General features: G+C 72.3%; 9 protein-coding genes. All 9 read right to left on the bottom strand.

Features of this window, described 5'->3' with window-relative positions:
* Positions 1-4 precede the first annotated feature (4 nt).
* A complete protein-coding gene (locus ACAM52_RS07125) occupies positions 5-553 on the bottom strand; it encodes a YbjN domain-containing protein (protein ID WP_082818097.1) in 549 nt (182 codons plus the stop codon).
* 35 nt (positions 554-588) lie between these two features.
* Entirely contained in the window at positions 589-1,536 is a 948-nt protein-coding gene (locus tag ACAM52_RS07120) for a peptidylprolyl isomerase (protein ID WP_369646546.1), read from the bottom strand.
* Complete coding sequence (locus ACAM52_RS07115; protein WP_369646545.1) at positions 1,533-2,258, bottom strand: hypothetical protein; 726 nt, start codon at positions 2,256-2,258, stop codon at positions 1,533-1,535. Before ACAM52_RS07115 ends, ACAM52_RS07120 begins: the two co-directional genes overlap by 4 nt.
* Before the next feature lie 13 nt (positions 2,259-2,271).
* Positions 2,272-4,131: a putative porin gene (locus ACAM52_RS07110; protein WP_369646544.1), complete on the bottom strand. Its 1,860-nt coding sequence runs from the start codon at positions 4,129-4,131 to the stop codon at positions 2,272-2,274.
* The gene (locus ACAM52_RS07105; protein WP_260684867.1) at positions 4,128-4,871 is read right to left on the bottom strand and encodes a hypothetical protein; all 744 of its coding nucleotides are present in this window, start codon (positions 4,869-4,871) and stop codon (positions 4,128-4,130) included. The genes ACAM52_RS07110 and ACAM52_RS07105 overlap by 4 nt, the downstream gene beginning before the upstream one ends.
* A 10-nt stretch (positions 4,872-4,881) precedes the next feature.
* On the bottom strand, positions 4,882-5,295 hold the full coding sequence (locus tag ACAM52_RS07100) for a biopolymer transporter ExbD (protein WP_062474100.1): 414 nt from the start codon (positions 5,293-5,295) through the stop codon (positions 4,882-4,884).
* Between the two features lie 12 nt (positions 5,296-5,307).
* Positions 5,308-7,116 carry a DUF2341 domain-containing protein gene (locus tag ACAM52_RS07095; RefSeq protein ID WP_369646543.1) on the bottom strand — a complete coding sequence of 603 codons (1,809 nt, stop codon included), beginning with the start codon at positions 7,114-7,116 and terminating at the stop codon, positions 5,308-5,310.
* Positions 7,117-7,196: 80 nt separating this feature from the next.
* Positions 7,197-8,855, bottom strand: coding sequence for a ShlB/FhaC/HecB family hemolysin secretion/activation protein (locus ACAM52_RS07090; protein WP_369646542.1), 1,659 nt, complete (start codon positions 8,853-8,855; stop codon positions 7,197-7,199).
* A gap of 258 nt (positions 8,856-9,113) precedes the next feature.
* Positions 9,114-22,766 (bottom strand): filamentous haemagglutinin family protein, encoded by a 13,653-nt coding sequence (locus tag ACAM52_RS07085; protein ID WP_369646541.1) that lies wholly within the window; start codon positions 22,764-22,766, stop codon positions 9,114-9,116.
* Positions 22,767-22,779 lie beyond the last annotated feature (13 nt).

Genomic DNA, 22,779 nt, shown 5'->3' with positions numbered 1-22,779 from the left:
GGCATCACGCGGCGGCGGGCACACCCTGGACGGCGGCGGTGGCAGCAGCGGCGTCGGCATTCGCCGCGTCGCCGCGCGTCTCGGCGGCGGGGCCGTAGTTGCGCAGGTGCAGGAAGAACTCGCCCATCATCTGCATCCACAGACGCACGGCGAAGGCCAGGTAGGCGGGGCTGACGCCGCCGGCCACGACGACGTCCATCTCGAGCACGACGAAGTCGCCGTGCTGCGCCACGCGCGCAAAGCGCTTGCTGCGGTGCCAGGCGGCGAGCACGGCCTCGGGCAGCGTGCCGCCCTGCACGCGCAGCGGGCAGCTCAGAGTGAAGTCGGTGTACTGGGTGGTGGTGACGGCATTTCCCCACAGCACCTGGAAGCCGATGCCGTGGCTGGCGCTGTGCAGGCGCACCACGCCATCCTGTTCGATGGCGGTGACGGCGCCGCCGGCGGCCTTGATGGCGTCCGACACCTGGTCGGGCGTGACGGCGTCGAGCATGTCGAAAGGCACAGGCGTGGCGGCCTGGTCGTCGGCTTGCGGGGTCGTGGCGGTGGTGTTCATGGTGTGCTTCTTCTTTCTGAAAAGGGGGAATGGGTTCAGTTGGTCTTCTTGAGCGCGGCGTCGAGCGCGGCGCTGTCGATGCTCAGTTGCGCCGGCGGCGCCAGCTGGGCCATGTAGGCCTGCACCAGCTGCTGCTGCCGTTGTTGGCGCAGCGCGGCCTGCAGCTGCGGCTTCATTTCCTCGAGGGTGGCGATGCGCGCGGGCTGGGTGTCGAGCAGCTTGACGATGTGGAAGCCGGCCTCGGCCTGCACCGGTTCGCTGACCTGGCCCTGCTTGAGCCTGGCCACGGTGTCGCGCAGCTCGGGCAGGATGCGCGCGAGCGGCAGCGTGTCGACCTCGCCGCCGCGTTCGGCACTGCGGCGGTCCTGCGAGCTGGCGCGCGCCACGGCGGCGAAGTCGCCGCTGCGGGCCTGCTTGGCGAGGCGGTTGGCTTCGTCGCGCACCTTGGCGATGGCGGCCGGGTCGCGCTCGGGCGTGGCCAGGTAGATCTGCGCCACGCGGTAGGCGGCCGGCAGGTTGAGGCCGGTCTTGCCCTGGTCGTAGGCGGTCTTCACCTCGGCGTCCGACGGAAAGCCCGCGGGCACCTGGCTCACGGATTCGAGGTAGCTGGTGGCGACGATGCGTGCGGTGATCTCGCGCGTGGCGGCGTCGATCTTCGCCTTCACGTCGGGCCGGTCGGCCCAGCCCTTGGCGCGGGCGTCGCGCAGCAGCGCTTCGCTCACGAGACGCTGGCGCAGCCAGCCGTCGAGGCTCGCGCGGTCGGCCTTGACGGCGGCGCGTTCGGTCTCGGGCAGGGTCTGCAGCAGCTTCTCGATCTCGTCCTGGCCGATGGTCACTTCGCCGATGCGCGCGACCACGGCGGGGCTGGGCGCGGCGGGTTGCTGCGCGGCGGCCACGCCGACCGACGAGACGAGCAGCACGCCGGCTGCCGCGCGCAGGCGGCGGCCGAGCCCGGCTGCGGGAGTGGCTTGTGCGGGGTTCATTGGGGCTTTCCTTCCGTGGCGGATGCAGCAGCCGCAGGCGCTGGCGCGCTCACGGCGCGCACGTCGAAGCGGCTCTCGTAGAGCTTGTCGCCGTACTGCTGCGCGATCTGTTCGTACTTGACGCGGCTTTGCGCCGCGAAGGGCTGGCGCGAGGCGAGCACGCTGCCCACGTCCATGGTTTCGTAGGCGCGCAGCACTTCCTGCCCGACGGCATACAGCTGCGTGTTCTTGGCCTCGCACTGCGTGAGCGCGGTGCGCTGCAGCGCGGCCTCGCCGGCCAGGCGCTGGCGTTCGGCCTCGGAGGCACGCGCCATCTTCAGCAGCTCGTCGTAGGCGCCGCGGAACTGCGCGATCTGCGCGCCCGCCTTCTCGCTCGCGGCCTGGGCCTGCTCGCGCAGCTGCGCGTTGCCGGCGCTGGCCTGGCCGCGTGCGTGGCGCTCGGACGCGAGCTGGGCCTGGCTGGCGGCCAGTTCCTTCTTCAGCGTCTCGAGCTCGGACGCGGCCGGCGGCGCGCCGGGTGCCGCGGGGGCCTTGCCCGCGGGCTGGCCGGCCTTGAGCGCGGCCAGCTCGTTCTGCGCCTGCTGCAGCTGGGTGGTGGTGGTGCGCAGCTGCGCGCGCAGCCGCTCCTCCATGCTCTGGCCCTGCGGCTGCTGGGCCTGCGCGACGCCGGCCGTGGCGGCCAGCGCGGCCAGGGCCAGCGCCGGGAAGATCGTTCGGGACACGGCGGACTCCTTCTTAGAAACGCGCATTGAATTCGAGCTGCAGGGTGTCGATCGACAGCGGCGGGCCGTAGACCTCCTTGGTCGAGATCCAGCGGCCGGTGAACCACATGTTCTTGTCGATCGCGTACGAGCCGCCCAGGAAGTAGCCGCGCGCATTGGTGCCGCCGCCGTGGAAGCTCGAATCGTTGTAGCCGTCGGGCATGGCGTCGGGCTCGATGCGCTTGTAGCCCGCGAGCACGTTCCAGTCGCCGCGCGCGGCCGGTGCCGGCTTGCCGTAGGTGGCCTGCAGCATGTAGGCGTTGCCGCCGCTCTTGAAGTCGGACTGGGTGGTGCCGCCGGTCGGGCCGAAGTTGTTGACGATGGCGCCGCGGATGCCGCCGCGCTTCCAGATGTCGTTGGCGTCGTAGGCGGTGTTGCGCACGAAGTTGGCGTCCAGGCGCAGGTTGTTGCCGGCCACCTGGGTGTCCCAGCGCAGGTTCAGGTCGATCAGGCGGAACTTCGAGGCCAGGCCCACGTACTGCGGCTGCGGCGTGCCGGCCGGGTTGAGCGGGTCGAGCGAGATGTCGCGCAGCAGCATGAGCGTGTTGCCCTTCTGCATGAAGGCCGGGCGCGACCAGTCGGTGCTGCAGCCGTCGGCGCCCGCATACAGCGCGCAGGGCTCGGAGACCTGGCCGCTGACGTTGCGGAAGTTGTAGTACGCCAGCGCGCCGCGCACGCGGTTGTCTTCGTTGATCTTCCAGTCGGCGCCCACCTGCGCGCCGAGCAGCCACTTGTTCTCGCTCTTCATCTTGCGCTGGCTGCGCGTGGGCGAACCGTCCGCCGAGTACTCGAGCGGGATGAGGCCCAGCGTGCCGAACAGCGACAGGTCGCGGTTCGCAGCCAGCTTCTTGTCGAACTGCGCGGCAATGCCGTCGAAGTTCAGGTCGCTCGAATACAGCAGGTCGGTCGACATGAAGGGGTTGGCAAACCGACCGCCGGTCACGGTGAGCCAGTCGGTCGGCTTGTGCGAGATCCACATCTGGTCGAGCCACACGCTCTTCTTGCCCAGGCCACCGCCCAGCGTGGTGGTGGTCGAGACGGGGCTCTCGTCGCTGCCCGAGGCCAGGCGCACGCCGGCCTTGGTGTTCTCCGACAGATCGGCCAGCAGGCCCACGCGTGCGCGGGCGCGGAACAGGTTGCGGCGGTCCTGGCGCGTGTTCAGGATCGAGGGCAGCGACAGGTTGGTGTTCGGGTTGACGTCGTAGCCGCTGCCCTGGTTGAGCGAGGGCCAGTTGATCTCGATGTCGCTGTTGTTGCCGGCGTAGCTGCGCGATTCGTTGCGCACGCGCACGTCGCCTTCGAAGCGGATGCGCTTGCTCCACTCGGGCGTTTCGTTGGGCGCGGCCCAGCCTTCGTCCTTGGCCTGGGCCATGACCTGCGCCTTGACCTCGTCGCGGATCTGGTCGCGCACGGTCTGCGAGATGTAGGGCACGCGCACGTCGCCCGCTTCGAGGCGCATGCCGCCCGCGACGGTGGCCGATGCGGCGGTGGCCGACACGGCCGCCTGGCGCTGCGCCTGCTGCGCGGCGATGGCTTCGGTCTGGGCCTGCGCCAGCAGCGCTTCGCCCACGTCCTTGGCGAGCGTGCCGCTTTGAATGAGGCCGCGGATCAGCTTGACCATGGCCGATTCGCCCGCGGGCGCGGCGGCGGTCTGGGCCATGGCGGTGCCGGCCGACAGCACGAAGGCGGAGGCCACGGCCGCCGCGAGCGCGCACTGGCGCAGGGCCGGCATCGCGCCCCGGCGCGGGAGGGTGTTGTGCAGGGTGTTCATCGCTTCGTTCACTGGAGGAAAGGAGTCGGGCCGGGCGTCGGCCGTACAGGTGTGGAAAGTCATGGCCGGCGGCCTTTCATCGACACGCGCATCGGAAAGCGCATCGAGGCCGGCGGACGTTCGTCGACGCGGTCGAGCCCGCGCACCAGCGCCAGCACGGCCTCGTCGATGTCCTCGGTGCCGGTGCCGCGCACCAGCTGGGCGCGCGTGGTCTTGCCGTCGGCGCCGAGCCACAGGTCGATCTGGATGTCGTCGAACACCAGCTGGCGCGTGCGCGGGTCGCGCGACAGCGCCTGCTGCAACATGCTCGACACGTAGCGCGCGTACGAGCCGCTGCCCAGGCCGCCGCCGGCGCCGGTGCCGCTCATGCCGCCGCCGCTGCCGGCCTGGATGCCGAAGGCGTCGTTGCCGGCCTGGCCGGCGCTGTCCATGGTCACCGGGTCGCCCAGGTCCTTCGAGGGGCTGGGCGGCGCGTCGTCCTTGGGCGCTTCCAGCGGCTCGACCGGCTTGGGCTCGGGCTCGACCACTTCGGGCTTGATCTTTTCCGGCTCGGGCTCGGGCAGCTTCTCGGGTTCGGGCGGCGGTGGCGGGGGCGGCGGCAGCATCAGCGTGGGCGCGTCGGCCACCACGCGCTTCTGGCTCGCGGTGTCGGACAGGAGCCGCCACACGAGCAGCGCCAGCGCCACGACGATCGCCAGGCCGATGACCACCCCGCCCCAGCGGCGCCACAGCGCGGCCGTTCCACCCGTGCCGCTGGAGCGCGGCGCGGGCGAGGCAGAAGAAATCGGGTCGCGAGGGTTCACGCTCCGGTCCTCACTTCTGCTTGCCGGTCACGAGGCCGATCTGGTTCAGCTCGATGCGGCGCAGCAGGTCGAGCACGTCGACCACCTTCGCGTACTGCACGCTGGCATCGCCGCGCACGATCACGGGAAAGTCGGGCGACAGCGCCTTCTCGGTGCGCAGGCGCTCCTCGAGCTCGGGCAGCGTGACCGGGTAGGCGTCCAGGAACACGTTGCCCGCGTTGTCGATCGTGATGGCCTTGGTCTTGGGCTTCTCCAGCGCCACCGAGGCGCTGGCCTTGGGCAGGTCGACCTTGATGCCCGGGATGCTGGCGTTGCTGGTGAGGATGAAGATCACCAGCACCACCAGCAGCACGTCGACGAAGGGCGTGATGTTGATGCCGCCCGTGCGCTTGCGCACGGCGAACTTCGCGGCTGTGTTTGCCATGGTGCGCGGTCCTCAGGCGCGGCGCGCCTGCACGGCCACCGGCAGCGAGCGGCCCTCGCCCTGCTCTTCGGCCAGGCGCGTGACGAACTCGTCGACGAACACGGCCATGTCGGCGCCGATGGCGTCCGAGCGCGAGGCCAGCCAGTTGTAGCCGAACAGCGCGGGGATCGCGACGCCCAGGCCGGCGGCGGTACACAGCAGCGCGGCGGCCATGCCGGGCGCCACCGAGTTGATGTCCACGGCGCCGGCCATGGCCGCCACCACGAACACCAGCATGATGCCGATCACGGTGCCGAAGAGGCCCACGTACGGCGCGCCTTCGATGGTGGTCGACAGCCAGTTCATGCGCTTGGACATGCGCTCGGTCTCGCGCACCATCACGCCGTCCATCGCGGCGCGGATGGCGCCGATGGTGGAGGCCGACACGGCGTTCAGGTCGTAGCCGCGGTCATGGCGACGACGCATCTCCTCGATGGCCACTTCGTACAGGCGCCACAGCGAGGAATCGGCGCGCACTTCCTGCGGCACCGTGTTGTTGGTGGCCAGGCGGTCCAGCGGCGCACCGGCGGCTTCGCGGAAGTGCTCGATGAAGGTGGCGTTGGCGCGCGAGGTGGCGCCGAAGTTGCGGCCCTTGCCGATCATGATGGCCCACGACAGCGCCATCATCAGGCCCAGCAGGCCGACCACGATCCATGCATCCAGCGGCATCGCGGCCAGGATGAAGCCGAAGTGGCTCTTGCCGGCCTGCTGCTCGTCGGGGCCGAAGGCGGCCAGGCGCGACTCGGCGCCTTGCGACACGGCATCGGCCAGCAGCAGCGCGTCGGGGCGTGCGACCTTCGACAGGCGCACTTCATCGATCGCGCCGGTGAATGGCGCAAAGCCGGCGACGGGTGCTGCACCCGGTGCAGCGGGTGCGGTGGTCGGTGCATCGGCACCGAGCGCAGCAGCGGTGTTCAGCGCGGGCAGCTTCGCGGCCAGCGACACGGCCGGACGGCCGCCCACATACAGCGCGACGCTGTCGCCCTCGGCCTTCACCGCCAGGTGTGACCACTGGCCGGCCTGCACCGGCTGGCCGGGCGTGCTGCGCTGGCCATTGACCTGCACGAAGGGCACGCCCTGGTCGATGCCGACCACGAGTTCGCCGGCGCCGTCGCGGCGCGCATAGATCGCCTGGCGCGCGCCGAGCGAGTCGGGCTTGATCCAGGCGGAGAAGGTCAGCGTGCCGCCGGCCGTCACGGCCAGCGAGGGCGTGGCGGGCAGCATCAGCGCGCCGTTGCCGAGCTGGGCGCCCTTGCCGATGACCGTGCCTTCGACGGGCACCGCCGCGGTCTGGCCGTTGTTGCCGTAGGCGGTGGTGTCGCGCGGCGGCACCGCGCCTTCGGCGAAGTGGTAGACCAGCGTGTAGTCGGGGTCGAAGCTGCGCTGGCCGTTGCCCGAGGCCGGGGCCTTGGGGTTGCCGTAGTACATCCAGAGTTTTTGCGGCGTGCCGGCCGAGACGTTGGGCACGTCGACCCAGATCAGCGCGATGCCCAGGAGCGGATCGAACTGCTCGATCTGGTGGTTGAGCACGGTCTTGTCGTCGCCCGCGACGAAGCGCAGGTCGGCGCCGGTCTCGCTCACACCCTCGAACTTGAAGTTGCCCGTGTGCAGGCGCACCAGCACCGGCACGCGGCCGGCATCGCTGCCGATGGCGCCGGCCTGCGGGCCGCCGTCGATGGTGACGGGTTTGCGGTAGGCCCATTCGGCCTGCCACCAGGCATGGGCCAGGCCCGGCAGGAGCGTGCTCAACAACGTGAGCGCGATGAAAAGAAGTCGTCGCATGACAGGGTTCTCCGGAAAGCTCGTGGAATGAGAAAAAAATCGAAAAGAGGAATGGCTGTTGCCGTCGGTCGTTCGTTCGGTCAGTAGCTCGCGGTGATGCTGAAATTCACCTGCGTGTCGTGCTTCTTGGTGCGCGGGCCGTCGACCAGCGGATAGCCGATGTCGACGCGGCCCGAGAAATAGGTGCCCACCTTGAAGGTCGTGCCCACGCCCACCGAATACAGCGAGAAGCGCTCGGCCTGCTCGGGCAGCGGGCTCTTCAGGCGCAGCCGCGCGGCGTCTGCAAAGGCGTACACGCGCCAGTTCTCGACGGTGCTGCCCAGGAAGGCGAGCGGCTTGCTGCGCAGCTCGACCGAGCCGACCACGCCGTAGTCGCCGGTGGCCTCGGCCGACAGATAGCCGCGCACCGAGTTCATGCCGCCCGCGGCGATCTGCTCGCTCGAGACGAGCGGCGAATCGGTCATCTGCGCGTTGACGCGGAAGGCCACCTGCGTGCCGCCCTCGAAGCTGTGGGCGCCGTTGAGGTCGGTCTTGAGCACCATGAAGCTGGGCGAGGCCTTGTAGCGCTTGTAGTCGAAGGCCGCCCAGTCGCTGCCGTACTTGAACGAGCTGCTGGTGCCTGCCACCAGCGACACGCCCACGCCGTACTGGCTCTTGTCGGTCTGGCGGAAGCCCGAGTACGACAGCGTGATCGGCGCGTACTTGAGCGGCACGGTGTCGCCGCTGCCCTTGAGCGTCAGCGCTTCCTTGTTGTTCTTGAAGTCGACGCCCACGCTGAAGGCATGCCACCAGTTGCCGGTGTTGGGCACCGTGTAGGTGGCCTTCAGGCCGATCGAGTGGCCCTTGCCCAGCACGGTGGTGCCGCCCACGGTGGCCACGTTGCTGTCGGACACGAAGGCGTTGGCTTCGAGGCTCCAGTTCGTGCCCTTGAGCGGCGCGTTGTACGAGGCCGAGAACACCTGCGTCTGGTTCAGGTCCTGCGGCGCGCCGAAGAAGCTGATGGAGGCGCTGTGGCCCATCTGCCAGAGGTTGTCGTGGCCCAGCGAGGCGCTGGCGCGCAGCTTGCGCGTGTCGGCGCTGTAGTCGTTGTTCAGGCCCACGCTGGCACGCCACGGGCTCTGGTCCTCGACCTTCAGGTCGACGTCCATCGTGCCCGGCATGGTGCCGGGGCGCACCAGCGGCATCACCTGGCGCTTGGGGCTGCGGTTGAGCGCGGTGAGCTCGGCCTGGGCCTTGTTGAAGTCGGGCACGCCGCCCTCTTTCAGCGCCGGCACCTGGTCGCGCACGTCGAGCGGCGAGTTGTACTCGGCGCCCACCACGCGCACGCGGCCCACGCGGGTCTCGTTGACCTGCAGGAACACCACGCCCTGCGTGACCTGCTGTTCGGGCAGGTCGACGTACACCGACTGGTAGCCCGCCGCCTGGTAGGCCGCGAGCAGCGCGTCGCGCGCGCCCTCCACGTCCTTGAGCGTGCGCTCAGGGCCGAGGAAGGGCGTGACCGCCTTCTCGATGGCGCGGGCGTCCAGCACGGTGTTGCCGCGCACGATGTATTCGGCGATGTCGACCTTGCGGGCCGGTTCGGCGGCTGCGGGCGCGCCCGCGGCCGGTGTGGGCGCCGAGGTCGGCGCCGGCGTGGAGACAGCGGCAGGTGCTTGTGCGAAGGCGCCCACCGGGGCACCGATCGCCATCACCGCCAGCCACACCGCTCTCCAGCAGGTCGGTGGGGCGTTCTTCTTCATGTCATGCATTTACAGCTCGGTTCTCAAGGATGAAGCTCGCGTGGCAGCGGCTCATGGTGGAGAGCCTTCATGTCGCTGCTGCGTACCGATACCTAGACGCACGGCGTGCGCGGCGACTGTCGTTTGTCACGAAAACTTCATCAAGAAATCGGCACGAGGTCCGGCGCGACGGGTTTCGCGCACATAAGAAGAAGGGCCTCCGCATGGGAGGCCCTTGTGTTTTTTCCGCCTGCGCGGGTAGCGCAAAGGTTCAGCGCCTCAGCGTTTCAGCCCCCGCTGCTCGCCCGGCGTGAGCGACTGCATCTGCGCGGTCGTGAGCGCGCCCGCGCCGAGCACCTGCACCACGCCCTTGGGGTCGTAGGCTGCGCCGCTGCGCTCGCGGCCGGCACCATTGCCACCGCCCTCGCCGCCCGCGGGTTCGTTGCCGAAACCGAGCACGCGCACGGTGAACACCGAGGGCAGCGCCTGGCGCTGCGCCGCGCGGTCGCGCTGCACGGCGTCCTGCGCCGCGGTGGCGGCCTGCGAGGCGGCGGCGCTGGCGTTGGTGAGCGCGCCCACGTTCACCGCCGCCACCACCGGGACGCCGGTGGACTTGCCCTGCACCTGGATGTTCTCGGCGTTGGCCACGCGCAGCGCCGCCAGGTTCACGTTGCCCGACACGCGGATGCCCGCCTCGCCGGCGTCGATGGTGCCCAGCGGCGCGATCAGGTCGATGTCGCCCGGCGGCACCTCGGGGATCGGGTTCAGCGTGGCGATGCCGGCGCCGGTGTTGGGCGTGGTCGGCGACAGGCTGACGTTGCCGGCGTCGTCGTACAGGCGCCGCTGCGGCGTGTAGACCACGGTCGACTTGGAGCCGCGCCCGGCGTTGATGTCGCCCTGCGCCGACCAGGCCAGGATGCCGCCGCCGAAGGTGGTGAAGATGCGGCTCTGGCCCAGCAGGATGCTGTCCAGCGAATAGATCTGCACCTCGCCCGCGCCCTGCGTCAGCACGCCCGAGCCCTCGCCCGGCACGAAGCCGCCGTCCACCCCCACCAGCGTGCGCCCGCCCGGCACGAGGATGTTCACGTTGCCGCCGAAGTTGGTGTGGATGCCGGCATCGAGCGCGTCGTACACGCCGATGTCGCTGGGCCGGCCGGCGGCCGTCCAGGCGTCGCGCCGCAGGTAGCTCTTGCCGGCCTGCGGGCGCTTGGTGAACGGGTCCGAGCTGCTCGCGTAGTAGTTGGCGCTGCTGAACATGGTCAGGTCGCCCTGGTAGCGGCGCGCGCTGCCGTCCGCGCCCTGGGCGGGGAACAGCGTGGCGATGGCCTCGCGCCCGCGCAGGTAGCTGCCCCGGCGCGGACCGCCCTCTTCGTTGTACTCGCGCCCGCCGGCGCGCAGTTCGGCGAAGTACACGTTGCGCAGGTACACCTGCTGCTGCTCGGGCGGCAGCGCGGCGAAGAAGGCCTGCGCGTCCATGGTGGCGGCGTCGAAGTGGCGGCCCTGGCTGTTGCGCCCGCCGAAGCGATCGCGCAGCCAGTTCACCAGGTGCAGGCCTTCGGCCAGGCCGAACTCGCGCACGAGGTCCCGGCGCGTGCTGCCGCCGCCTTCGCCGCGCTGGCCGTCGATCTCGGCCTGCTTGCGCTTCAGGTAGGCGTCGGCGCCAGCCTCGTCGCCGCCGTAGCCGAACTGCTGCGACAGCCAGCCGGCCAGCGTGAGCTCGCCGCCGTAGCTGTACAGCGCGGTGCCGGGCTGGTCGGCGAAGGGCTGGCCGCTCGCGGCGCGGCGCTTGGGGTCGAGATAGCGCGCGGCGAAGCCGGCCCAGTCCGGCCCGTCGCGGCCCACGCCCACCGCCACCGAGATGCCGGCGCCGCTGCTGCGGTCGCCTGGCTTCACGTTGACGATGGCGCCCAGGCTCTTGAGCTCGCCCTTGTCGGCCATGTACAGCTCGCGCCCGGCGCTCAGTACCAGCTCGCCGGGGCCGGCGATGTGGAAGCTGCTGTTGCGGATGTCGCGCCCGGCCTCCACCACCGACACGTCGTCGGCGTGGCGGTGCACGATCAGGTTGCCGCGCGCCGAGGCGGCGTTCAGCGTCTGCGGCTGCGGCGGCAGTTCCGGCCGGCCGGGGAAGTCGCGCCCGCGCCAGCCCGCGCCCTCCGACGGCACGAGATCGACCTCGCCCAGCGCGGTGCCGGCGCCGACGATGTCGCGCCCGGCGCGGATCGCCACCGGGCCCGCCCCTTCGTACCAGAGCCCGTTCGGCGTCGCCACGCCGGTGTTGGAGCCGCGGTAGACGATCGAGCCGGTGCGCAGGCCCACGATGTCGCCCTCCAGCGCATAGAAGCGCGACGGCGGCTGGCCCGCCGGCGCCACGTCGGCCACGCTGGGCGAGGTGAGCGTGAACAGCGGAAAGCGCAGCCACGAATTCTGGCCGTCCAGTGCAATGGAGGGCAGCAGCGCGTCGGCGGCCGTGTTGTGGATCAGCTCGCGGCCGTACCAGAGTTCGCCGCCCAGCGCGGCGAAGCCCGGCTGGAACGGGTCCACCAGCCGCGACGGATCGGCGCCCGAGGGCGTGACGGTGTAGCCCGCCGCGTGAATGGAGTCGCGCGCCAGCAGCTCCAGCTGCGCGGTGCGCTTCACCGCGTACTGCGGGCCGACCGGCGACGGCGCCAGCGTGAGGCTCCAGGGCGACAGCACCGGCCCGTTGCTCGATTCGTCGCGCACGCCCGAGCTCGCGCTGCCGTAGTACAGGCTGCCGCTGGCCGCCAGCGCGCGCAGCACCGCCGGGTAGACGAAGCGGCCGTCGGTCGCCTGGTGGTTGGTGCGATCGCCCAGGTCGGTCCAGCCCAGTGTCGGCGTGAGGTTGCCGCCGGCGCTGAACAGGTCGATCGCGGTCGACGGCGTCCACAGCGAGAACCAGGTCCAGCCCTCGCCGGGGTGCTGCGTGCCGTTGGCGCTGAAGGGCGTGCCGTGCGTGAGCGTGGGCACGCGCCCCGGATCGGCCACGCCGCCCAGCACCAGGTCGCCGCGTGCATCGAGCCGCACGCCGGCATCGCCGGGAATCAGCACCGGGCCGCCCGAGGCGATCGACGAGCCGGCGACGTAGGGGCTGAGCGCGCGCGAGTCCTTCGGGCCGGGCGTGCCGAAGTCCAGCGCGATGCCGCCCACCGCGCCGCTTTCCAGCCGCAGCGCGCCGCGCAGGTTGGCGAAGACCCCGTTCAGGTCCAGCCGCATGCGGTCGTAGCGCTGGAGGCTGCCGGCCTGCCAGGTGGTGCTGGCGGGCACGGCGCGCACCTCGGGCGCCGGGTTCAGCGTGCCGCCGATGCGCACGTCCAGGTCGCCGCCGCCGGTCAGCAGCAGCTCGCCCGCGCGCGTCACGCGGCCGGTGCTGCCCACGGCGAGATGCAGGCCCTGGCTGCGCGCCACGTAGGTGGCGCTGTGGTCGCCCATCTGCTCCATCATCCCGGCGTTGCCGCCGGTCTCGAACACCAGGTTGCCGCCGCCCAGCGTGCCGATGCCGGTGAAGCCGACCAGGTAGGGCCAGAGGCCGCCGAGGTCGTAGGTCGTGCCCTCGTGGCCCGCGACGTAGCTGCCGAAGTTGACCCACCACGCGGTGGGCACGCCCTCGGCGCCCGGCACCACGCTGCCGGTGCCCTGGCGCCACAGCCAGTTGCCGAGCATGGCGCTGGGCATCTGCTTGCGAAAGATGCCCAGTTCGTCGGTCGTGCGGCGCATGTTGCCGCGCACGCCGATGGTGTCGCCGCGCGCATCGCCTTGCACGCGCATGCGCAGGTTGCCGCCGTGGTCGGGGTACCAGGCGCGGTACAGGCTCTGGCTGTCGACGAACTGCTCGAAGATGTCGTAGCCGCCGTTGAGCACCGTGCCTTGCGGGCCCTTGGCGCGCGGCAGGTGGAAGTCGGCGTCGTCGGCGCGCGCCGCGGCGCGGGTGCCGGCGGTGTAGATGCCGTAGGGCGAGCGCTGCGTGAAGTCGTTGCCGGCCAGCAGGTCCAGGTCGCCGGTGCCGGTGCGCACCACGCTGAACAGCGGCTGGCGCACGGGGTAGGACTTGAAGTCCCAGACCTCGGGGGTCTCGGAGACCAGGTCGCAGTAGCCGATGTCGCACATGCCCCAGGACACCTCCTCCGGCGTGAGGATGCTGCCCAAGCTGCCCCAGCCTTCGTCGGCCGCCTGCTGGTTCCAGGACCACACCTTGCCGCCGGAGACCAGCTCCTTCGTGAAGGCGTTGCCGTAGTGCGTGTCGGCCAGCAGCAGGTCGCGCTGCGGCCCGCGCGGCTGCAGCGCGCGGCTGTCGGCGGCCTGCGTGTCGGCGCCAGCCACCAGGCGCATCGACCACGACTGCGAGCCCTCGGCCAGCATCGGCGCGATGGCGAAGTTGCGGCCCTGGTTGCCGTCGCCATCGGCCAGGCGCAGCCGCACCGACGCCGCGCCGCCGGGCAGCACGACCACCGTCTCGGCCGGGATGACGGCGCCGCGCTGCAGCGGCACCTCGCGCGCCAGCACCGGGCCGTTGTAGCGGTAGAACGGCGGCTGGTTGACGTCCAGCACAGCGCCGTCGGGGAACGGCAGCGGCACGCCGACCGGCCACAGCATCGGGCCGACCTTGGCCGCGCCCGCCAGCCGCACGCCGGGGTCCAGCTGCATGTTCACGCCCAGCACGAGCGGCTGCGCCAGCACGGTGCCGGCCGGATGAAGGACCTGGCCGGACGCATCGCGCACCGCGCCACCGAGCACGGTGCCCGCGGGCAGCGTGTAGCCCTCGGTGAGCACCGCGCGCACCGGCAGCACGGTGCCGGCGGCCAGGCTCATGGCCTTGAGCGGCGCCTGGAAGTTGAGCGCACGACCGGGCTGCAGGAAGGTGTTCTCGGCCAGCGTGACGGCGCCGCCGCGCGGCACCACCACGTCGCCGCCGAAGGGCACGCGCCCTTTCAGCAGCACCCAGCCGTCGTCGTCGCGCGTGGCCGGCAGCGCCGAGGTGTCGAAGCCGTCGTTGATGCTGCCGTGGATCTTCAGGTTGCCGCCCGCGCGCATCACCAGCGCGCCGGCCTCGCCCGAGCCGTAGACGCCGGTGCGCTGCGTGCGCGCGTTGAGGCTGTCGTAGCGGAAGGCCGAAAGGTCGAGGTCGCCGTCGATCTGCAGGTCGCCATCGGGCGTCCGGCTCACGATCTGCACGCCGGGGCGCAGGTGGAAGGCGTCGCCGTACGCGCGCAGCCCGGCCAGCCGGCCGTCGACCAGCGCACTGTTGGCCAGCACGTTGCGCATGAAGGCCGTGCTGTCCTCGTGCTTGGCCTGCAGGTAGGCCTGGTCGATGCGCTGGTAGGGCCGCCCGCTGATGTCCGGGTCGGTGCCCGTGGGCGCGTCGTCGTAGCGGAAGAAGCCGTTGACGGTGATCGTGCGCGCGCCCTCGATGCGCTGCGTTCCGCCGGCGTCGATGTCGATGTCGTTGCCGCGCGCGCCGCCCAGGCGCGGCGCGTTGAGCTCCACCGTGCCGAAGGCGCGCGGCGTGCCGTCGGTGCCGGCGCGCAGGTCCATGCGCGCGCCGCTCTCCAGCACCAGCCGGCCCTTGCCGCTGTCGATCTCGATGGTGGCGCGGTTGGGCGCCTCGATGGCCTGGCCGTAGCTGTCCACGCGCAGCCGCGTGCCGTGCGCATCGAGCAGCGCGTTGCCGGCGAGGGTGACGCCGTCGCGTGCCGCCAGCCGGATGCTGCCGACCTGCACGCCGCCGGCGTCCACGGTGCCGGCCACGGTGAGGTGGCCGCCGTCGACCGAGAGGTTGATCTCGCGCGCCTTCAGCTCGTCGCCCACCACCAGGTCGCCCTGCTTGAGCTGGAAGCTGCGCTCGCCGACCACGCCGCCGTCGGTCAGGCGGCGGTTCAGGCCGGCGAAGTCGGCCAGGCGCTGCGCGCGCACGTCGATGCGCCCCGCCGCGTAGGGCACCGCCGTGCCGCCCGCGTCGTACTCGCCACTGCTGCCTCCCGCGATGCGCCCCAGCAGCTCGACCTGGCCGGCGCCCGCGCCGAGCGCGGTGACGGCCAGCCGGCCGGCGCGGTTGTTCTGCGCCGACAGATCGATCTGCGCGCCCTGTGCCTGGCGCACGTTGCCCGTGCGGCTTTCGATCTCCACGTCGCCGCCCCAGCTGTACTTGTCGACGTCGAAGAAGCGCAGGCGCCGGCCGGCCAGGTCCAGCCGTGCGCCGTCGTTCAGCTGCACGTCGCCGTCGGCGCGCAGCACCAGCTTGCCGCTGGGCAGCACCACGGCGGTGTCGAGCGTCACGCTGCGCCCGTCGATGGCGATCTCGGCACCCAGCGCGCGCGACGCCTCGGCGTCGGTCATCGTGGCCGGCCGCATGCCTTGCGGCGCAGCCACGCGCACGTCGCCGCCGGCGGTGTAGCGCATCACCGAGCCGGCCTCGCCGGTCAGGAGTGGCGTATCGATGCGCAGCGCGCCGCCTGTGCGCACATGGCCCTTGGCCGCCTCGTCCCACGCGCCCTGCGACTGGTAGACCGAGAGCGAGCCCTTCTGGCGCGCCGTGACCTGCTCGCTGGCGTTGAGTTGCACCTCGCCGAAGCCCAGCACCAGCCGGTCCATGTCGTGCACGGTGTCCACGCGCATGTCGCGCGCGGCGCCCAGTTCGATGCGCCTGGCGTCGATCTGCAGCCGGCCGCTGCCGGTGCCCGCGCCGCCGGTGGCCACCAGGCCGGGCGGCGTGCGCGTGCCGTTCCACACCAGCACGTCGGTGTGGATGCGCGCCACACTGTCGGCATCGCCCCAGCCGTAGATCGCGGGCGTGGTCAGCATCAGGCGCGCGATCGTCGACCGGCCGGTGGCGGGGTCGATGGTCGACAGCTGCGTGGAGCCGAAGAAGTTGACCGCGTCGCGCACGGTGAACACCAGGTTCTCCAGCGCCGGCGCGCCGGTGCTGGTGTCGCCGCGCAGCAGGCGGTCTAGCACGGACTGGTTCAGCGTCAGGCCCGGCGGCAACGCGCCGCGCGCGGCGGCGTCGCCCAGCGCGCGTTCGCCGCCGACGTTGATGCCGCCCAGCGCCAGCACCAGGTTGCGCGTGCCGTAGCGCGTGCTTTCACCCAGCGTGAAAGCCTGGTCGGTGGCGGCGGTGATGGTGCCTTCGGAATACAGCCGCGCGCCGGCGCTGCAATTGCCGCTGGGGGCGCACACGCCGATATCGATGCGACCGGGGCCCGTTTGGCCGCCGCTGGACGCGGACGGTGGCTGGATGTCGATCCAGCCGTTGGACACCGCCAGCACGCTGCGCAAGCCCGGCTCGTAGATGTAGCCGCGGCGCGAGTCCCAGGCCGCCGGCCCGCGGCCCAGCGTGTCGATGCCGGCGCCGGACTCGACGGTGATGCCCGAGTCGCGGCGGTCGGTGACCAGGAACACCTCGCCCGCGCGCAGCACCGCGCCCTCGCGCAGCACGATGCCTTCGGCGGCGCCGCTGAAGCCCAGGCGGTTGGCGTCCCTCAGCCGGTCGGCCGCGGTGGCGTCCTGCACGAAGGTGCCCGCCGGCGCGCCGCCGATGGCCAGCTGCGCGGCGCCGATGGCGTTGAGGTCGCGCGCATGCAGCGAGGTGCCCTTGAAGTCCGGCGTGGGCGCGGCGCCGTCGCCCAGCACCTCGAAGGAGCGTGCCGTTCCGCCGAGCACCAGCGCCGTGCCGCCCATGCCGTCGCCCACCGTGGCGTAGCGCGCGGTGCCGGCGAAGCGCAGCGCGGGTTCGCCGGGCATCTCGCCCGCCGAACCCTTCAGGCCGAACTGGAAGCGCAGCGCCTTGGCGTCGCGCTCCAGCAGCGGACGCGGCACGCCGTCGCGCAGCGCCTGTGCCACGGCGAAGTCGGCGTAGCCGGTCTCGTTGTACTGCGCGTAGGTGCGCAGCACGTCGCCCGGCGTGAACACCGCCTGCAGCGGCAGCGCGTCGTGGATGCCGGTGCCGGCCACGCCCAGTTGCGCGGGCGCGGTGTAGGAGCCGTTGCGCATCGCCGTCGCGCTGCCCGGCGCGCCGACCTGCGCGGCCAGCCCGTTGAGCTCGACGCGGAAGGCGCCGGGCAGCAGCGCGTAGGTGGACGGCATCAGCGTGTAGCGGCCCGGCGCCAGGCCGGGCACGCCGGTGCCGACGGTGATCTGCCGGCCCAGCGCCGGATCGCTCGCGCCCTTCTCGGCGTTGAGCGGCGCCTGCAGCGGCTGCACGCCCGGCACGATGGCATAGACCGGGTTGGTGGCCAGGCCGGGCAGCACGAAGCCCTTGCGCTGCGCGCCCACCTGCACCAGCGGATGCATGCGCGCGTCGGTGGAGCCGCCGCGCCCGGCCAGGAAGGCGGTGCCGGTGAGCGTGCCGCCGCCCGACATGTCGAGCACCGCGCCCTCGCGCACGTCCACCGCGTGGCCGGACAGCGTGATGGCCGGGCCGACGCCGGGCACGCGGTAGGCCACGTCCTTGCCGTTGAAGAGATAGGTCAGCCCGTCCTGCGTGCCGCCGTAGGGCATCAGCAGCCCGTCGGCGCTGACCGAGGTCAGGCTGCCCGCATGCAGCTGCACGGTGCTGGTGGAGGTGTCGCCGAAGACGCTGCCCAGCGCGATGCCGCCCAGCGGCGCGCGCAGCACGCCGCGCTGCTCGATGTGGGCGGCGTGGAAGGTGAGCGAACCGAAGGCCGACTGCGGCATGGCCGGCGTGTCGCCCACGCGCTCGATCACCAGCCGGCGGTTCATGTCCATCTCGGCCTGGCGGGTGCCCCACTTGTCGATGACGTTGCGCTGGCCGACCTGCACCAGCCCGCTGTCGCCGGTGGCCGGGTAGATCTGCGCCGCCGCCAGCGTGAGGTCGCCCGGCACGTAGAACCTGGCGTTGTTCGAGAAGCGCAGGTCGCCGCTGCTGCGCAGCAGCGTGCGGTCGAAGGCGTTGCGCTCCACGACCAGGTCCTCGGGCACGTTGCGCACGATGGTGCCGCGCACGCCCTGCTGCACCATGCCCGCCAGGTCGATGAGCTGCGCGTCCAGCCGCAGCGAACTGCCGGCCGACACCAGCGGCACGCCCAGCGTGCCGGCCCCTCCGCCCGCGTTGCGCGAGCCGAGCACCGGGTTGGGCAGGATGTAGTCGTCGATCTGGGTGCGCCCGCTGGCGGCCAGGCGGATGTAGGGCGCCGCCAGGGCCACACGCGCATCGGGTGCGGACGCCTCGGCCAGGGCCAGCGCGGTGGTGGTCAGGCGCAGGCTCTGGCCCAGAGAGAGGTCGACGCTGCCGTCGAAGGACAGCATGCCGTGGCTGAGCAGCGACAGGTTGTCGAAGCCGCCGTCGTGGATGCGGTCGACGCCGATGCGCGCCGTGCCGTAGGCCAGCGCGCCGTGCGCCTGGCCCGGGCGCAGGCCCGCGGCGTCGGCCACCGCGCTGCGGCCCTGCACCTGCGCCAGCAGCATCTCGCGCGGCACGCGCACCGCGTCGTCGACGTTCTCGCCCTTCAGGTTGTAGCGCGCCACGGTGCCGTAGATGGGCGTGTCCAGGTTCAGCGCCAGCATGCCGCCGGCCGCGCCCGCGCCACCCGCCGCGGCGCGCATGTCGCTGTCCAGGAACAGGCCGCGGAAAGAACTGAGCGCGATGGTGCCGCCGTGGCTGGCGACCTCGGTGGCGCCACGGCCCGGCAGGTCGAGCGTCGCCGAGGTGCCCGAAGCCTCCAGCCGCGCGCCGGGGCGCAGCACCACGAAGGCATCGGCCGCGTCCACCTGCGTGGCATCGAGCACGTGGCGCGCGCCGATCTCGATGGTGCCGCCGTTGGCCACCTGGCCGTAGCGGTGGCCGCGCGCGTCGGTGGCCACCACCGGGCGCGCGGCGACGTCGATCAGCGCGTGCTCGCCGATCCAGTACGAGCGTGCGTTGGGCATGCCGTCGGCCAGGTTGCGCGCGTTGCCCGTGCCGTGATCGCCCGGCAGCAGCGCGACGCGCCCGCCCCAGGCCGAGAGCGTGCCATCGACGGTGATCTGGTCGTTGCCGCGCAGCGTGAGCGTGCGGCCCGGATCGAGCGCGATGTGGGCGCCCTCGCCCACCACCAGCGGCGCGCGCTGGTAGAGCGTGCCGGCCTCCAGCGTCAGGTCGGCGCCGGCGCGCTGGGTGAGCTTCTGCTTCACCGGGTCGTCCTGGTACGCCGGCGGGGACCACAGCGGCAGCGCGACGGACGGGTCGGCGCCGGTGGGCGCGAGCGCGCCGGCGACGGGGTCGAAGCGCTGCACCGGCATGCGCACGTCCACGCGCGCGCCGTCGGCCACGGCCACGCCGTCCTGGCCGCGCACCGTGTACTGCGCGAAGCCGCTGTGGAACAGGTCGGTGTCCAGGCGCAGCAGCGGCTGCACCGCGACCGCGCGCGGCAGCGCGGTGCCCGCGACGATCGGCGTGCCCGCGGGCATCACGGTGTCGGCGGCGGCCACCGTGCCGGCCTTGTACGACGTGGTCTTGGGCGGGATCGGCAGGCCCGAGGGGAAAACGTCCTTGGGCAGCACGTAGCCCTGGGACAGCAGGGTGATGGCCGCCAGCACGCTGCCGGCCGGCACCGTCTGGCCCGGCTCGTAGCCCTTGCCGTCGAGCAGGAACGCCTGCGTGCCCGACGGCACCACCCAGTCGGCGCCGGTGATGACGGTGCGCGCGTTGCTGACGCCGGGTTGCACGCTCTCCTTGAGCGCCTCGCCCGGCAGCGCGCGCGACACCGTGACGGCGAAGTCCATCGGGATCTCGCTGCCGGCCGCGATCACGTAGTCGCCGGCCAGCCGCAGGTGCACGGTGCTGCGGCGCCCCGCCGCGAGCTGCCCGTCGCCGCCGGCGGGCAGCTCGCCGATGCCGATGGCCGCGCCGTTGGCCAGCGTCAGCTTGCCGCCGCCCTTCACGCCGTGGCCGCGCACCTCGCCATCCATGCGCAACGTGCCGGGGCCCGCGCCTTCGTTGCCGGGCTGGGCCGCCATCAGCGTCACGTCGCCGCCGCGGCCGCCGCGCAGTTCGTTGCCGGCCAGCAGGGCCGCGCCGCCCGACACGTCGACCAGGCTGCGCGCGCCGAGCACCACATCGCCGGTGCTGCGCAGCGTGACCTGCCCGCCATCGACATAGGGCAGGCCCTCGATGCGATCGGGCGACTGCGCGATGTGGCTCCACAGGCCGCGCGCATCCAGCCGCACGCCCTCGCCCACCGCCACGCGCGGCGCGTAGCCGACCGGCAGCACGTCGGCAATGGAGATGTCGACCCAGCTGCCGCCGTTGGCGCTGGCGAAGCGGCTGACCAGGTCGCCCAGCGCGATGCTGCCGCCGCGCGCGACCAGATCGGCATCCACCGTCACCGTGGGCGCGTGCAGCGCGATGCTGCCGCCGGGTGCGACGGCAAGGGCCGACGTCACCGCCACCGTGTCGTTCGCATAGGCGACGACGCCGCCCAGGCGCTGGCGCTGCAGCCATTGGCTGTCGATGCGCACATGGCCCGCGAGCTCCTTCGGCAGCGCCTCGCCGGCGGCCAGTGCATCGGCCAGCGCGGCGGGCGAGATCGGCGCCTCGGCGAAGGTGACGCGGTCGACCCGCGCGGAGGGGTTGTCGCGCAGCAGGCCAGTGGCGGCGTCGTAGACCGGCGCCACGCCGCCGATGACCAGGCGCCCGGCCAGCGGGGCCGCGGTCTGCAGCTGGCGGTAGCTGTCCAGGCCCGCATCGCGCTTGCGCTGCTGGCGCTCGCCCTGGAACACGGTGGCGTCGATGTCGCCTTCGAGCACCGCGGCGCGCGTGCCGACCTGCACCTGGCCGGCATCGCGGCCCACGGTGTAGCCGTTTTCCAGCCGTTCGCGCGGCGCGATCAGCGGGTTGTAGAAGTAGCCGGTGGTGGTCTTGCCCCAGCGCGCGTGTTCGTCCTCGAAGCCGCGGTACAGGCCGGTGTAGACGATGTCGGCCGGCGCGGTCGACAGGTTGTACAGGCGCCCGTCGGGACCCTTGAGCCAGCTCTGCTGCAGCCGGCCGGTCTGCACATCGAGCGTGCCGCCGGCCACGTTGATGCGCGAGCCACGCTGCGTGACCAGCTCGCCGCCGGCAAAGGCCACCGTGCCGCCCGACGCGGCCCATTCGCCGACCGTGTGGCCGTCGGTGTTGAGGTAGCCGCCGACCTCCAGCAGCCCGCCGCCGGTGTACCAGCGCTCGCCGACGTAGCCGTTGACGCCGGCTGCCACGCGCACGAGGTCGCGGCGGTCGATCCACATGTCCAGGTTGTTCAGGCGCTTGCCGTCGCGGTTGATCGGCGCATCGCGCTGCTCGTTGCCCTGCACGTTGATCTTCACGTTGTTCGACGCCATGGCCACGCTCACGCCGACCGCGCCCGCCACGTCGATGGCGGCGCCGCTGGCGACGCGCGTGCGGCGCTCGGCGCGTGCCTGCACCTGGCCGCCGGTGGCCAGGGTGAGCGAGCCGCCGTCGAAGTCGATGTCACCGGCCGAGTCGATCTTCACCAGCGACTGGTCGCGGCGGTTGTAGCCGCCGTCGCTCAGGCGCATCGAGTCCTTCAGCAGGGTGTCGCGCTGCACGTCGAGCGCGGTCGCGCCGTCGTTCTCCAGCACGATCGCGCTGGTGCTCTGCGGCGCCAGCGTGACGCGCGCCTCGCCGGCCTCGCCCACCGCCCGCAGGTGCAGCGTGCCGCGCGTGTTGACCGAGCTGCTGGACAGCAGCACGCCCTGCTGCTCCACGGTCTTGCCGACCAAGGTCACGTCGCCGGTCGGCGCGGCGATCAGGCCGGTGTTGCGCGCGCGGCCGGCGGCGCTGCCGGCCAGGCGCAGCGGATCGACCTCGTTGCCGCGCGTGCTCGAGTCGCTGTTGCCGTCGGTGCCCATGCCCTTGCGGATCACGAAGGCGTCGCCGGCGGCCAGCACGGTCTGGCCGTTGGCGGTCGTGATGCTGCCGTGATTGTGGGCCTCGCGCCCGGCCAGCAGCACGTAGCCGCCGCCCTCGGTCACGCTGGTGGGCCGGCGCGTGGCGATGCGCGCGCCGGGCTCCACCACCACGTCGGCGGTGGCCGCGCCGTGCGTGGCGCCGGTGGCGTGGAGCACCAGGTCGTTGGCCAGCACCGGCACCTGGGTGCTGCCGCGCGTTTCGCTGTACAGGCCGCGCTTGAACTGCGCGTCGCTCATCCCCACGGCCGCGGCCACGAGGTTGCGCGTGTCGACCTGGCTGCTGCCGCTGAACACGATGCCGTTGCGGTTCACGACCATCACCGTGCCGTCGGCCTGGATCTGCCCCTGGATCTGCGAAGGCCGCGCCTTCGGATCGTTCACGCGGTTGAGCACCGACCAGCTGGCCTGCTGGTCGAACTTCACCGTGGTGTTGCGCCCGACGTTGAAGGTCTCCCAGTTGAGGATCGCCTTGTCGGCCGTCTGCTCGACCGTGACCACGGTGCGGCCCGCGGCCTGGCGCTGTGAATCAGTGGTGAGCGGGCGTGCGTTGTGCCAGCCGGCGGTGAGCGCGTTCGTGTCGACCTTCAGGCCGCCTTCGGCCAGGCCGTCGGGCACCGACGGGTCGTGCGCGGCGGCGCGCGCCGCGGCCTGCGCCGACTGCTGCGCCGCGATGGCGCGCGCCGCCAGGTTCAGGTTGCCGAGGGACTGCTGCAGCTGTTCGTTGGCACGTTGCTGCTGCGCCTGCGGCCCCGCGAGCATCGCGGCGGGCAGGCCGTTGGGCAGGCGGCCGGTGGCGAGCGCGGTGCTCTGCGCCATGTTCTTCTGCGCCATCCACGCACCGCTGAACGCCTGCTGCGCCTGCGCACCGTCGAACGCGGCGCCGCCGGCCAGCAGCAGCGCGATGGCGCGCACCAGCGGCGTGAGCCGGACCTGCGCGAATGCGGCGGACGAATAAGAAGAAGAGGACGCGTTCGGCGGATTGCGCCGGGACACCGTGCGGCGGCTGCTGCGTTGCATGCGGACTTCCATG

It is taken from the genome of Variovorax sp. V118, from assembly GCF_041154445.1.
GTDB classification, from domain to species: domain Bacteria; phylum Pseudomonadota; class Gammaproteobacteria; order Burkholderiales; family Burkholderiaceae_C; genus Variovorax; species Variovorax boronicumulans.
This window is presented reverse-complemented; position numbering and strand designations above follow the sequence as displayed.